This is a genomic window from Pseudomonas borbori, assembly GCF_900115555.1.
In the GTDB taxonomy this organism is placed as follows: Bacteria; Pseudomonadota; Gammaproteobacteria; order Pseudomonadales; family Pseudomonadaceae; genus Aquipseudomonas; species Aquipseudomonas borbori.
In genome coordinates this window covers 18,107-32,161 of the sequence record NZ_FOWX01000001.1, presented here as the reverse complement: position 1 = coordinate 32,161, position 14,055 = coordinate 18,107, and the positions used below count along the sequence as shown (strand labels likewise).

Here is a 14,055-nt window from a genome sequence, read left to right as displayed (position 1 = left end):
TCCGCCCAACAATCAAAAGCATCGCGCCGGGGCGGCCCTCCTACAAAAGCAGCAGACACCGCGATCCCCTGTAGGAGGCGCGACCCCGCGGCGATTGGCGGACGCAGTCCGCCCAACAAATCAAAACCACACCGAAGTCCCAGAACGCCGTCCAGACCCGCCCACAAAAGCAACCAGCACCGGCAATCCGCGCCCTATGGCTCGATCCGTCTCTGCTGATGTATCCAATCGACGATCTCACCCTCAGGCGCATAACCACTCACCGTTTCACGCAACAACTGGCGCACGCGGTCGTAATCATCACGTTCAACCGCATTGAGCAGGTCGCCCAGTACCTTCTTGAAGGCGTCCCAAGTCAGACACTCTTCGTTGGCACGCATGATCATCGGGTGATCGGTCGGGCTGACGTTATCGCCGATCAACAACTCCTCATACAACTTCTCGCCAGGCCGTAAACCGGTGAACTCGATGGCGATGTCACCGTGGGGGTTCTTGCTCGAGCGCACGCTGAGGCCGCTGAGGTGGATCATCTTTTCCGCCAGCTCGACGATCTTCACCGGCTGGCCCATGTCCAACACGAACACATCGCCACCCAGCCCCATGGCGCCAGCCTGGATCACCAACTGTGCGGCCTCGGGAATGGTCATGAAATAGCGGGTGATATTCGGATGGGTCACCGTCACCGGGCCACCCCGACGAATCTGATCGTGGAAGCGCGGAATCACCGAGCCGGAAGAACCCAGCACATTGCCGAAACGGACCATGGTGAAGCGGGTCTTGTTAACCTGGTGCACACCATCTTCACTTCTGAACAGTATTGGCGCCGTCTCCGCACTCAGCGCCTGCAGCACCATCTCGGCCAGGCGCTTGGTGCTGCCCATGACATTGGTCGGGCGTACGGCTTTATCCGTGGAGATCAGTACGAAGTGCTCAACCCCGGCCTTCACCGCCGCCTGCGCGGTGAAGGTGGAGCCGAGCACATTATTCAACACGCCCTCGGCGATATTGTGCTCGACCATCGGCACATGCTTGTACGCCGCCGCGTGGTACACCGTATTCACCGCCCAGGTGTGCATCACATCGAACAAGCGCCCGGCATTGCGAATCGAGCCCAGGATCGGCACCAAACGCACCGGCAGAGACTCGCGGCGGATGCGCTGCTCCAGCTCGCTGTGAATACTGTAAAGGTTGAATTCGCTGTGCTCGAACAACAGCAAAGTCGTCGGCCCGCTCGCGACTATCTGCCGGCATAGCTCGGAACCAATAGAGCCACCCGCGCCAGTGACCATCACCACCTGGCCGCGAATGCAGCGCTCGAACAAGGCCCGCTGCGGCGGCACCGCATCGCGCCCGAGCAGGTCGGCGATGTCCACTTCCTGCACATCATCGACCTTGACCCGGCCGCTGGCCAGATCCATAAACCCGGGAATACTGCGCACATGCAGCGGATACTGCTCGAGCAACCCCAATATCTCGCGACGGCGAACCCGGCTGGCGGAAGGGATCGCCAGCAGAATCTCGTCGGCGCCCGTTTCATCGACCAACTGCTGGATATGCTTGGAGGTGTAGACCCGCAGCCCGGCGATAACCCGGTTGGCAATATTGGCATCATCATCGATAAATGCCACCGGCCGCATACCCCGGCCCAAGCGCAAGGCTGCAACCAGCTGGTTGCCCGCCGCACCAGCACCATACACCGCCACCTTCGGCAGACCAGCATCACGCCCCTTGAGCCAGGCGGGTTGCTCCGGGGAGTACCAGTCGCCCATAAAGTACTGACGCATCACCAGCCGCAGCCCGCCAATCAACAGCAGGCTCAACCACCAGTAATTGATCACCATCGAGCGTGGAATTGTCTTGGGCGCACCCTGATACCAATACACCGCCAGCGCCAGAATCAAGGCAGAGAGCGTAACCGCCTTGACGATGGCCAGCAGCGCATCGTTACCGAAATAACGCATCACCGCCCGGTACATGCCAAAGCGCACGAACAGGGGAATGGCTATCAGCGGTGCGGCGGCAAACAGCCAGGCATGCCTTGCCAAAGGCTCAACAAAAAGTGGATTGCCAAGGCGCACATAAAAAGCCAGCCACAGCGCCGCCCAGACCAGCACCAAATCCATGCTGACCTGAATCAGTCGCTTATGACGTCGTGGCAGATTGACCAGACGGCTACGCAATTTTTCGGCAAGTCTTAACACCACAACACCTCAATCCTGAGAACTTAAAAACCAGCGAAGTGAAGCCTCCCGCCGGGTAAAAACAGTCTGTAGGTGGAAAACCCAACAGTGAATACACGCCACCCACAAAAACAGCAGGCACCACATCCTCCTGTAGGAGGGATCGGGCGGCGTTCCGACCCCACCGCGATGGCGGACGCAGTCCGCCCAACAATCAAAAGCATCGCACCGAGGTCACGGAACTCCGCCCGGACCCGCCCACAAAAGCGGCCAACACCACAAATCCCTGCCCGCCCTCAGAGTCTACAGCCATGACGCGAGCCTACCGCTCACAGAGGGGCTCTGATACGCGTATTTCCAAGTGGTTTCGATATACAAGTGAATGCTCTACTTCTACCGACATCCATGTTTTGCTCAAGCCAACTGAATGATCTGGTTAAGCAGAGCCAATACTTCAGCGAAGCGAGCATCCGAAATCTGTTTCATCGGGTGCAGGGTGCCGCCGCGCAGGCGCCAATCAAAGGACTTTGGCTGATGGCAGAGCACATAGCTGGGTTGCGCCCACCTGCCACCCCCACGGTAATGGCAAAGGGGTTGTCGGCGTTGTAGCTGGCCGTGGTCATCGGCAAGCCGATGACCAGTGAGGTACGTTCGTTAAAGGCCTTTGGCGACAGCACCAGAAAGGGATGCACATCGCGCATTTCCTGCCCCCGCTGCGGATTGCAGTCGATCCAGATAACGTCCTGGCGATCCGGCGTCCAGGCGGCTGTGCGTTTCACCACCGCTCGGCACCCAGTGCTTCGTCGCTCGGCATGGCTTCGCCGGCGTGGCGTTCCGGGTCGAAGCGAGCCAGGCGCTGTTCCAAGGTCAAGGGTTGGTCATGCAGGGGCGTGATGATCACCCGTTCGCCCTCCACCGTGATGCGGACGCGCTGGTCGGCGTGCAGATGCGCGGCGCGGGCCACCGCCGCAGGCAGGCGGCCCCCCAGGTTGTTACCCCAATGTTTGATGTCGAGGACGGTTTCGGTCATGGTTGCCTCCAAGTGCTCGTTTATACGGAGTCTAGACATCACCCCCCTCCCGGCAAGCATATAAAAAGCATCGCACCGGGTCACGGAACGCCGCCCGGTCCCTCCCACAAAAGCAACCAACACCACAAATCCCTGTAGGAGGGGCTGGGCGGCGTTCCGACCCCGCCGCGATGGCGGACGCAGTCCGCCCAAAATCAAAACATCACACCGAGATCAATCCCGACAAAACCAACACCAGCCCACACAACCTAAACAGCAACCACCCCATCTGCTTGCAATACCGTACCAGGAGCACATACCACCCCGTCGCCGACCACAACCCGGTAACCCGCGCTACAACCTGCTTGCAGCCAGGCCCGGGCGCCAACCTTCACGCCACCGGCCAACTGAACGCCAACCCCAAGATGGGCAAAACCAAACTCAACAAGCCTCACGCATTACCTGAGCCAGAACATCACACGTCCTTTCGATTTCTGCTTCGGTAAGCGTCGGATGAACCAAGAACATCAAACTGGTTTCACCCAGTTCTTTAGCAACCGGCAAGCACTCGACCGGGCGCCAGCCGGTATCATCGAACGCCTTTTCCAAATAAACCTCTGAGCAAGAACCTGAAAAACAAGGAACGCCCCTAGCACTGATTTCATTGAGAATGCGGTCGCGATCCCATCCGGCTTTCAAACTAGCCGGTTCAACAAATACATAACATTTGTAGGCAGCATGCGTGACGTCGGCCGGCACCGCCGGTACGCGCAACCCCGCAAGCGCTCGCGCCGATGACCAGATACGCTCGGCATTGGCCAACCGCTTGGCCTGCCACACCGGCATACGCTGCAACTGGATCCGGCCAATGACCGCCTGAACTTCCATCATCCGCCAGTTGGTGCCGAAGCTCTCATGCAACCAACGAAAGCCCGGCGCATGCTGCCGCTCGTAAACAGCTTCCCACGATTTGCCGTGATCCTTGATCGACCACATGCGCGACCAAAGGGCACGATCGTTAGTGGTGACCATGCCGCCTTCACCGCCGGTGGTCATGATCTTGTCCTGGCAGAACGACCATGCACCGACATGGCCAATCGAGCCAACCGGACGACTTTTGTAGTGCGCGCCATGCGCCTGAGCGCAATCCTCGATTACTTTCAGATCATGCTCGACGGCCAGCACCATGATCGGATCCATATCGCAGGGCCAACCGGCCAGATGCACACAAATGACCGCACGAGTACGCGGAGTAAGCACGGCGCGGATGGTTTCGGCGGTGATGTTCTGCGACTCGCTGTCGACGTCTGCAAAGACTGGTATCGCGCCGGCATTGACGATGCTCGACACCGAAGCGAGGAAGGTGCGCGGCGTGACAACCACCTCATCACCTGCACCTATGCCCAATGCCTGCAGAGCCAGATCCAGTGCAACTGTGCCATTGGCCAAGGCGATGGCATGCTCGCTGCCGGCCCATGCCGCAAATTCCTTCTCGAACTCACGACACTCCTGCCCGGTCCAGTAGTTGACCTTGTTGGAGAGAATTACATCGCGAACAGCATTGGCCTCTTCTTCAGAGAACGAGGGCCAAGGGGAAAACGGGGTATTGAGCATAAAACTTATGGTTACCTCATCCTTTTGGCCGGCACGCCAGCCACGGTTACATCATTCGGAATATCACTGACGACCGCCGAACCGGCGCCAACCATTACGCGCTCGCCGATGCGGACCAGTTGACGCACGCTGGCGCCGATACCGACCCAGCTCAAGTCACCCACGTGCACACCACCTGCTAGCCGCACACCGGGACTGATATGCACGGCATCGCCCAACACACAATCATGATCGATGCTGCAGCCAGTATTGAGAATGGCACCCTGACCTATGCATGCCTCGGCATTCACCACAGCCCCAGCGAATACCACCGTCCCCTGATCAATAGCGGCGTAACGACTGACGATGGCGGCGGGATGAACCAGTGTTACCAGGCAAGCCCCCGCCGCCCGCAACTCAAGTAGCTTGGTGTGACGGATACGGTTATTGCCGATAGCTACCACAACACCATCAAAGTCGGCTAACCGGGCCATTAGAGCGGCGCTATCGCCCACAACCGACCAAGCAGCATTTGTTTGAAGTCCAGGCCAAGCATCATCGAAAAATTCGACAGTCTGCCAACCACAGCATTCAGCGGTATCAGCGACCACTTTGCCATGCCCACTAGCCCCGAGAATGGCCAGTTTCATCACGACTTTCTGCCAGTGAATTTAGCCATGGTCGCCTCCCCATCCGCACTGATGCCATCACGCACGACGACCTTCTTGATGGTCAAGAGGATGATTTTCAGATCCAGCCAAAATGAACGATTGTCCACGTACCAGATATCCAGCTTGAACTTCTCGTCCCAGCTCAGGGCATTACGGCCATTGATCTGAGCCCAACCGGTAACGCCAGGACGCGCCTCATGACGTCGATACTGCTCGGGACTGTAAAGCGGCAGATACTCCATCAGCAGCGGACGCGGGCCGACCAGGCTCATATCGCCTTTGAGCACATTCCACAATTCCGGCAACTCGTCCAAACTACTGGAGCGCAGAAAGCTACCAAACGGCGTCATGCGTTCAGAATCTGGCAGAGGGTTACCTGCCGCGTCTACAGCATCGCGCATGGTGCGGAACTTGATCATCTCGAATGGCTTGCCATCCAGGCCGGGACGCACCTGGCGAAACAGCACAGGAGAACCGAGCTTACGGCGAATTTTCCAGGCAACGATGGCGATGACCGGTGCGAGAAGTAATAAACCGAAAGCAGAGGCGACAATATCGAAAAGGCGCTTAATCATTTATCACCAAATAGAACCCGGGTTAATTTTTTTGCCAAGTTTCCATATTCATGATTTTCTTGCGCATAACGACGGCCGTTGTTACCCAACACTTCACGCTCAGAGGCCGACATTCGGTAAAGCTTCAAAATTGCATCAGCAATGGCCTGGGGATTTTCTGCTGGAATCTGAACACCTGACTGACTATCGGTCACAGGCGTATACTCACCCGACTCAATAGCATAAATGACAGGTTTCGCCGAATAGAAATAGTCAAATAATTTGTTTGGCGAGACACCAAACCTAAACAACGGATCGCCTGTCAAACCAATAAAGCACACATCAAAGCAATTTAGCACTGATTGAATCTGAGCTTTAGGAATAGCATCTACAAAGTAAACATTAGAAAGATTCTTTTCTCCAACTAACTGTTTAAGATTATTTTTTTCCTTTCCACTCCCAACCAAGACCACCGCGATATCAACATTATTTTTCAAAATATCAGCAGCTTGAACCAGTGAGTCTAAGGCATTGGCCAATCCCATGGTACCCGCATAACCCACAACAAACTTACCATCAGGCAGCTGGCCGCAAGTAGCCTGACTCAAGGCTTGTTTTTCAGCGACCTCATCCATGGAAAACCCATTGGGAATCCAAGAGAATTTATCCCTAGACATACCTCTGGCAACCATATGAGTAACGGAGTTCTTGAGGTTTGAAAGAACAACATCAGCTTCTCGGTAAGCTTTGTCTTCTACCCACTGCAAAAATCGAATGAATGGGTGTTTCGAGGAATATCCGCCTAGTTCAACCAAGGTAAGTGGCCAAATATCACGAACCTCAAAAGCCAAACGAGCCCTATAATAGCTCGCCAAGTATTTAGCGCCTAAGTAACCAACCAAAGACGGCGATGAATACAAGATTGCTTCTGGGGGATCTGGAATGACGCTTTTGAGTCCACGCAGCTTCCAAGAAAAAGCGAACCAGTTAAAAATACGCTTTTTACTGTGTGCCTCAAGGTAGGCAGGCAGTTTTACCCAAACAAAGTTGAAACCTTCGATCGGCTGAATTTCATAAGCCTGTTCAATACTTGGCGGGTGGCGAAGCAAATGCGTATAACTGGCTGCAATTAAATAGACCTTATACCCCTGCTTGGTCAACTCACGTGCCAAATAATAATGCCGCCCTCCCATACCGGTTTCCGGTGTGGACGCGTATTGATTGATAATCCAGACTGTTTTTCTAGTCATGAGAATTTATTTGCTGCTCAAGTACTTGGCAATACGTTCAGCAGCCTGACCACCACCATAGAGCTGATGCTGATCCTCAACCTTCTGCCCATAGAGCCTACCGACAGTGGCAACGATATTAGCTTGGTCGGCTCCAACCAATTTATTGGCCCCAACATCTACCAGTTCCACCCATTCGGTTTGATCGCGCATAGTCACACAAGCCTTACCGAAGAAAAATGCCTCCTTTTGCACGCCGCCGCTATCAGTCAATACCAAAGCACAACGTTGCAACAGCCAGATCATCTCCAGATACCCAACCGGCTCAATGACATGCACATTGAGGATTAAACCAGCCTTGGCAATCGCCGCCTTGGTGCGCGGGTGTAGCGGCAATACTACGTGCGCAACAGTCGCGTGGATCGTGTTCAACGCGCCAACTATCGCCTCTAGTCTCGCGAGGTCGTCGGTATTCTCCGCTCGGTGTAATGTCGTGAGAATAAAACCATCGGACAAATCAAAACCTTGTGGAGCCGTTGCTCGCTGGGCAAAAAACAATGCACTGTCCTGCATCACATCGCCGACATTCAGTACTTGAACTGGCTTATCCGAAAACCCTTCCCGTGCCAAATTATCAATCGCCGCCTGGGTTGGGCAGAACAGAAGGTCGCTCACCTGATCAGTGAGAATCCGGTTGATCTCCTCCGGCATACGCATATTGAAGCTGCGCAACCCCGCCTCGATATGCGCCACCGGGATATGCAACTTGGCCGCAGCCAAGGCCCCTGCGAGAGTCGAATTGGTGTCTCCATAAACCAATACGCGATCAGGCTTCTCCTTGATCATCACCCGCTCAATCTCGCTTAACATCCGTCCGGTCATTTCACCGTGCGAACCGCCATGAATATCCAATAGATAATTCGGCCGCGGGATACCCAACTGATCAAAGAAAATATCCGACATATTGGCATCGAAATGCTGACCGGTGTGGATAATAATCTCGGACAGATCCACTTGCTCAGCAATAGCCTTTGAAACAACACTTGCCTTGATAAACTGTGGACGCGCCCCAATAATAGTGAGAAGTTTCACAACTAATCCTCATTTATAAAATTATAAATATATAATAAAATACTCGCCCCCAATGAAAGCTCATACTATTACATCGTTTCATTCTCATGAAAACTCAGCGCTCTTTATGAATAGCTATAGCGCAGCGATATACTTCAAGCATTACGTCAAGTGAGTGTTCCCAAGTGTAGCGGTTGAGCACATGTTCACGCCCAGCTCTTCCCATATTTTTTCGCAATGAGGCATCTTGAACCAGTTTGATAATGGCCTCACTAGCAGCTTGAGGGTTGTCTTTCGGCACGACAAAACCCGTCACTCCCTCCACAGTAACCTCGGCCAGCCCCTCGGCATCTGAGACAACTACAGGCTTTTCGCAGGAACTCGCCTCGAGAGCCGCCACACCGAAACTCTCCTCACGACTTAGCGCAACATAAACATCCATTCCATTAAGAATTCTAGGAATATCATCGTGGTTAACGGGGCCATTAAAAATTACTTTTTCAGAAATACCCAAATGAACTGCTTGTTCTTTTAAAATATTTAAATCAGGGCCACCACCCGTAATTTCAAGTCGCAATGAGCGCTTCCCATTAAAATAATTTAGAACTTTGGAAAACGCATCGAGCAAGATATCGATTCCATAAATGCTTTTCAGAGACTTAACCGTACCAATCACCACATCATCACCCCGAAATCTATCATCTAGAATAAAATGGGTTTCATTGACCCCAAAAGGAGTGATGAATACATGCCGATGCTTATATATTTTAGAAGCGGCAACCGCCATACACTGGCTAGTTGAAGCAATAGCCGTAGCAGCTTTTAAATTTTCTTTCAAAAAATAACGATGGAACTTAGACTTTCGCGGAAAAGCATACACATCACTACCCCATATCGAAAGCAGCAACGGTTTGAAACCAGAGAGGCGCGCAAGAAGCCCATATCCCGACGCATAATGTGCATTTATAATATCTGGCTTTATTTTTCGTAATATGCCTCTTAAAGAAAAAACTCCAAACATGTACCCCCAAGGAGCCATAATACTAAGTTTGTGCAACTTTACTCTTGAATCAAAATCAAGACCACATGTGTGAGCGCTTACTAAATGCACTTCCACTCCACGAGAGACAAGACCATTAGCCCAGCGCACAATGTGTACGCTATTCCCATTACCAAGAAGAACCACTTTCATCCAGACCACCTGATAGATCAAGCTTAACGATAGCAAGCGAAAAACCGATCAACACGTAAAAAAACAAAATATAGTGAACTCCACTGGGAGCCATAGAAGCAGGAACTGCAACCATCAAAGAAAGCGCTGAAGATCTGGCATAATATTTCATATTACGATCCAGTGTACGTTTCGCAATCCGCAAGAGCGTCGTCACCAACTTGAAATAGAGAAACATAAAAAAACAGAACAATACAAAACCAAGGTCAATTAGCAACTGCAAGAAAAAGAAATGGAAATTTGTAATAACAAAACCTTCTTTAATAAGCATTGCTTCAACCCCCCCAACACCAAGGCCTAGACCATAACTCGCTATTAATTTTTGAAGACCAAAAAGATAGATTTCTGCGCGTACGGAAGTAGAATCCCCTCCTTGGACGGCTCCTGAAAAAATCAAATCCAAGCCCCTGCTGAACTCATCAAAAGCAGAGTACATGCGTAATAAACCATAGTTCTCAACAAGAAAGTAACTTGGAATCAACAATATTAGGCCTAGAAATAAAGGTAACACGAACACCGCCACAAGCCCCGCAACAGAGTGTTTATATAACAACGGAATACACGAAAACATTACAAAAAATGCTATAAAGTGGGCACGTGATCCAATTGCAGCGAGCAGCCAAACAATCATGACCAGCCCTAAGGAAGCAAACAACTTATTCTTATGTAGCAAGACAAAAGGCAAAACCAGCATCAGAACAAATCCGAAATTATTCGGATTCCAATTAAACCCTGTCGGCTTATAACCAACAATCTCTGCGGCCTCATCAGAAAGCAAACTAAAATCAGTTCCAGAAAACCCAAAAAAACCCACATAAGGCGAATAAGGCGACATAGGGAGTCTTGCCAACCCGAGAGACTCAAAAAAACCAACAAGAACATTTAAACAGACAAAAAAAGAAACTATTTTAAAAACATTAACTATTTGATGCCTATTATTCACAGATTGATAAACTGCAAGCAAAGTCAAAATACCACAGGCAAAATAAAATTGATATCGGAACCACACATAGATATCGGGCGACCACAAAATGGAAAGAAATGAGTATCCCGCAAGAAATAATACAGGAGACAGTAATTGCGGCTGTTTTATTATTAATGACTGCCTAAAGCAAACTAAACAAAAGGAAACGAACACCCACAACAGAGACACCACATGAAATGCATAGACGGAAGAATAACCAACTGTATAACCTAAAATAGCAAAAGCAATTATTGTTTTTTTTAACACTTTAGAACCTCCGAAATCTCGCTTAATTCTGCGAGAAACCTTTGATCCCAAGTCCATAACAATTGTCGCGAACATTCTCCCACGCCATTGAGAATTTCTAAGCGCTCATTTTTATTCCTAATTAACCTGATAATATCTTCAGCTGCCTTGTCAAAAAAGCCGTCATCCAACTCATAAATTAAACCATTTACGTTGTGCCTTACCCACTTACCAGTATCTCCATTATTAATAGTCACTACGATTTTATTACTTCTAATTGCTTCTAACAATGGATTCCCCACATTAGAGGAGTCATACATACTCATGAAAAAATCAGAAATAGCTAAAAAATTCTTTACTTCACTATTAGGTTGCGCCCCAACAAACTTAACTAAACCAGTAAGCCCCAATTCATTTGCACGCCTCTCTAATTCTTTTCGCTGATCCCCCTCACCAACCACAATATAAATGAAATCAGTGAACCCTTTACCCTTTAATCTTGAGCAAACTTCCAGACATCGATCAACACGCTTCCATCCAACTAATCTAGACACAGATAGTAATACAGTTTTATTCTCCGGATTTACTTTAGCTGCCAAGCCTCGTATTAAATCTTCTTCGACCTCAAACTCATCCACGCCATTAGACAAAAACACCCAGCGCGCATTGCTACCTTTTTTTATTTTCTTTACCGCTTGATCACCCTGCGTCCCATCATCTGTCATAATTAAAAGATCCGACCTTAAACGAATTGCGAGAATTAAGTCCGCATTGAATAATAAGCGTAAATATTGTTTGCCTCGCAACATTTCATTTAAAAAGGTCCCCTGGAATCGAGAAATAGTTTTTACACCGGTCAATAAATTAGCCACTCGTAGCAAGTGCATCGCCAGAACGCCTTGTAACTCGTAACCATACACCACATCAAAACTAGACTCCTTCATAACCTTTTTTGCTTGCATTGCAAGTCTAAATATAACAACAATACTCGCCAATTTGCTCAACAATAAACAGGGAGCTCTTGCCAACTTAGATCTTAGCTCTGCAAATGGCCAATAAATACGCCTCACCTTAATCGGAACTGGATTAATTTCACGCTCATAATAATAATTACCAGATGGGCAATTATCTCTCGCAACTATATACTCTACTTCCCATCCAGCACTTGCGTAAGCCTCTGGTGTTTTTCTGATAACCTGAATGGATTTATCTTTGAAATCTAAGGCAGATAAAAACAAGACTCTTCTTTTCATAACACACCCTATAACTCACTAAATAATATAACACGCCACGATATAAATTTATTTCAATTTCTTTGCAGGCACACCACCAATAACTGAGTACCCATCTGTGAAACTTTTAGTGACCACTGAACCGGCTGCAACTATAGTATTATCGCCAAGCACTACGCCAGGCAAAATAACTACATTCATCCCTATCCAACACTTCTCACCAATTACCACATCCGCTCCGTCATCATGTTCATCCAAATTTCCAAACTTGTGGTTAGCCGTAATAATCCCCACGTTCGGACCAATATAAGTACCTTTCCCTAAAAAAATATTTCCCTTAAAGTTCTGAAAATAAGTGCCGGGCGATTGAAAATTATTTAGATCATCCGGATGAAATATTAGATTACGCGGGTTAGATATATAGCAAGTTAATCCTGTGGGCCATGGCATGGGTGAGCCTAAACGGAGTATATTTTTCTGAAATAAAGATCTTGCTGCCCAGAGGTACCCGCGGCGCCCCTGATCAAACCATCTCCCTGTTAGATATTTATCCTCAAAAAATAACGAAAATATAAGCTTACACAGCGAACGCATAAGATCAATTTTCATAGTCTTTCCACCATTGTAATTAACGAAAAATAATCAACCACATAGCCCACAACTACCCATCCGCATACTATAAAAATGCTCTTCCTGATCATTAAATTAAAATCTGACACTCGTACACCGCTTAAATTTGAAAAAATGACAAAACATGCGAGATAAAATAAAGCACCGGTGACCGCGTATATTTCGACTATGTAGTTCGGTAAGTATAGCGCTCCTCCTATTACACCAATAACACGCAAAAGAAAGCCGGCTGATGTGAGGTAGAGCATAAAACGCTGCCGCTCAGTTACATGCATAACCATAGAAACAGGAGAAGATATGAACTGTAACGCAATCCACGGTGTCATCCACGCAACCAGTTCTCCAGCTCTACGCCATTCATCCCCGAACACAACCACAAAAGCATCTGGGGCAATAATCCCTAGAAACAGTAAAGGACCAATTCCTACCTTCACTAATCCACTCAGGGTATCAGCGGTGAAACCACCTAAAGTTCCGTTCCGATACTCTTCAGGTGCACGGGATAAATAAACTTGCGCTACAGCCCCTCCAACAAGCCCCATTGGTGCTTGCATAACCTTTAAAGCCAACATCAGAAACCCTGCTTCAGCTCCAGCAGCCAAGGCGGCAATTATGATGATAGGCATTTGGATCGCCGCACTATTGAAGATAGCTTCAAGTGTTGAGTATTTCGGGAATCGATCATACGCACGAAACATTTTGCGCATACCAGATAACGTTATATTCTGCAATGCAGACCTATCACGATTTATAATTATCCGGCTTAGACTGATAATACCTGCGCCACTACTCAGCATTTGCCCTAACAATAAACCAAAAGGGCCATGGCCCAACAGGCCTATTCCAACCTGGGCTCCTGCTCCTACGATTGATTGACTCATTCGAGTTTTTGCTATTACTGAAAAGTTTTTTTTCCTTGTAGTCCAATATTGCAAAGCACTATAAGTACCAGAAAAAAAAACACCTGCAGGTAATAGCCAAAGATATGGTCTCAAACCCTGTTGTTTTAACAATTCGACTATTTCGTCCGCCCCAATCCATACTACCGCGCATGTAAACAGCGCGATGCACGATGTACTGAATAGCGCTATCGCTAGGAGGTTTGCTGCATCGGTATCATGTTCGGGTATTGGTATAGCAATATCAAAACGCAGACACGCGGCAATAGAAATAATCCCTAACGCAGCAACATACACCGCAAGAACACTAAAGTCTCCAGGCGTATATAACCGTGTAAGCAGTGGTAGCACCAAAATCATAATCACTTGAGACAAAGCACTACCACTTACCAAAATGAATACAGAACGAACAAATCCCTTCTTTATAAACTTAATTAGTTTTCTCCCCGACTCTGTGGCCACAAACCCAATCTAATCTACTAGTGCTATTTCAGTCGAAACAGGTTCATCACGTCATGTGATAATTGGCTCATTTAATATTTTGAT

The 14,055-nt window shown here is 49.2% G+C and carries 13 protein-coding genes; all 13 read right to left on the bottom strand.

Annotation, left to right across the window (positions count from 1 at the left end; all coding sequences use genetic code 11):
* Window positions 1-194: 194 nt before the first annotated feature.
* Window positions 195-2,123 (bottom strand): polysaccharide biosynthesis protein, encoded by a 1,929-nt coding sequence (locus BM315_RS00135; protein ID WP_425287754.1) that lies wholly within the window; start codon window positions 2,121-2,123, stop codon window positions 195-197.
* A 539-nt stretch (window positions 2,124-2,662) separates the two neighbouring features.
* A complete protein-coding gene (locus BM315_RS00130) occupies window positions 2,663-2,959 on the bottom strand; it encodes a type II toxin-antitoxin system PemK/MazF family toxin (protein ID WP_212632922.1) in 297 nt (98 codons plus the stop codon).
* Window positions 2,956-3,210 carry an AbrB/MazE/SpoVT family DNA-binding domain-containing protein gene (locus BM315_RS00125; protein WP_090496577.1) on the bottom strand — a complete coding sequence of 85 codons (255 nt, stop codon included), beginning with the start codon at window positions 3,208-3,210 and terminating at the stop codon, window positions 2,956-2,958. The genes BM315_RS00130 and BM315_RS00125 overlap by 4 nt, the downstream gene beginning before the upstream one ends.
* Window positions 3,211-3,630: 420 nt before the next feature.
* On the bottom strand, window positions 3,631-4,803 hold the full coding sequence (locus BM315_RS00115; protein ID WP_090496575.1) for a DegT/DnrJ/EryC1/StrS family aminotransferase: 1,173 nt from the start codon (window positions 4,801-4,803) through the stop codon (window positions 3,631-3,633).
* An 11-nt stretch (window positions 4,804-4,814) separates the two neighbouring features.
* The gene (locus BM315_RS00110; protein WP_090496573.1) at window positions 4,815-5,435 is read right to left on the bottom strand and encodes an acetyltransferase; all 621 of its coding nucleotides are present in this window, start codon (window positions 5,433-5,435) and stop codon (window positions 4,815-4,817) included.
* Complete coding sequence (locus BM315_RS00105) at window positions 5,432-6,028, bottom strand: sugar transferase (RefSeq protein WP_090496571.1); 597 nt, start codon at window positions 6,026-6,028, stop codon at window positions 5,432-5,434. The genes BM315_RS00110 and BM315_RS00105 overlap by 4 nt, the downstream gene beginning before the upstream one ends.
* On the bottom strand, window positions 6,025-7,257 hold the full coding sequence (locus BM315_RS00100) for a glycosyltransferase family 4 protein (RefSeq protein WP_090496569.1): 1,233 nt from the start codon (window positions 7,255-7,257) through the stop codon (window positions 6,025-6,027). The genes BM315_RS00105 and BM315_RS00100 overlap by 4 nt, the downstream gene beginning before the upstream one ends.
* Before the next feature lie 6 nt (window positions 7,258-7,263).
* On the bottom strand, window positions 7,264-8,328 hold the full coding sequence (wecB, locus tag BM315_RS00095) for a non-hydrolyzing UDP-N-acetylglucosamine 2-epimerase (protein ID WP_090496567.1): 1,065 nt from the start codon (window positions 8,326-8,328) through the stop codon (window positions 7,264-7,266).
* A gap of 94 nt (window positions 8,329-8,422) precedes the next feature.
* Complete coding sequence (locus tag BM315_RS00090; protein ID WP_090496565.1) at window positions 8,423-9,499, bottom strand: glycosyltransferase; 1,077 nt, start codon at window positions 9,497-9,499, stop codon at window positions 8,423-8,425.
* Window positions 9,477-10,844 (bottom strand): hypothetical protein, encoded by a 1,368-nt coding sequence (locus tag BM315_RS24170; RefSeq protein ID WP_141123908.1) that lies wholly within the window; start codon window positions 10,842-10,844, stop codon window positions 9,477-9,479. The genes BM315_RS00090 and BM315_RS24170 overlap by 23 nt, the downstream gene beginning before the upstream one ends.
* On the bottom strand, window positions 10,763-12,001 hold the full coding sequence (locus BM315_RS00085; protein WP_090496562.1) for a glycosyltransferase: 1,239 nt from the start codon (window positions 11,999-12,001) through the stop codon (window positions 10,763-10,765). Before BM315_RS00085 ends, BM315_RS24170 begins: the two co-directional genes overlap by 82 nt.
* Window positions 12,002-12,049: 48 nt before the next feature.
* Complete coding sequence (locus tag BM315_RS00080; protein ID WP_090496559.1) at window positions 12,050-12,589, bottom strand: acyltransferase; 540 nt, start codon at window positions 12,587-12,589, stop codon at window positions 12,050-12,052.
* Window positions 12,586-13,971: an oligosaccharide flippase family protein gene (locus tag BM315_RS00075; RefSeq protein ID WP_170862124.1), complete on the bottom strand. Its 1,386-nt coding sequence runs from the start codon at window positions 13,969-13,971 to the stop codon at window positions 12,586-12,588. Before BM315_RS00075 ends, BM315_RS00080 begins: the two co-directional genes overlap by 4 nt.
* Window positions 13,972-14,055: the final 84 nt, after the last annotated feature.

Bases quoted from the DNA above. Each gene is read 5' to 3' on its own strand.
- BM315_RS00125 (WP_090496577.1), bottom strand. From the start codon at position 3,210: ATGACCGAAACCGTCCTCGACATCAAACATTGGGGTAACAACCTGGGG.
- BM315_RS00100 (WP_090496569.1), bottom strand. From the start codon at position 7,257: ATGACTAGAAAAACAGTCTGGATTATCAATCAATACGCGTCCACACCG.
- BM315_RS24170 (WP_141123908.1), bottom strand. From the start codon at position 10,844: ATGTTCGCGACAATTGTTATGGACTTGGGATCAAAGGTTTCTCGCAGA.
- BM315_RS00135 (WP_425287754.1), bottom strand. From the start codon at position 2,123: ATGGATTTGGTGCTGGTCTGGGCGGCGCTGTGGCTGGCTTTTTATGTG.
- BM315_RS00105 (WP_090496571.1), bottom strand. From the start codon at position 6,028: ATGATTAAGCGCCTTTTCGATATTGTCGCCTCTGCTTTCGGTTTATTA.
- BM315_RS00085 (WP_090496562.1), bottom strand. From the start codon at position 12,001: ATGAAAAGAAGAGTCTTGTTTTTATCTGCCTTAGATTTCAAAGATAAA.
- BM315_RS00080 (WP_090496559.1), bottom strand. From the start codon at position 12,589: ATGAAAATTGATCTTATGCGTTCGCTGTGTAAGCTTATATTTTCGTTA.
- BM315_RS00090 (WP_090496565.1), bottom strand. From the start codon at position 9,499: ATGAAAGTGGTTCTTCTTGGTAATGGGAATAGCGTACACATTGTGCGC.
- BM315_RS00115 (WP_090496575.1), bottom strand. From the start codon at position 4,803: ATGCTCAATACCCCGTTTTCCCCTTGGCCCTCGTTCTCTGAAGAAGAG.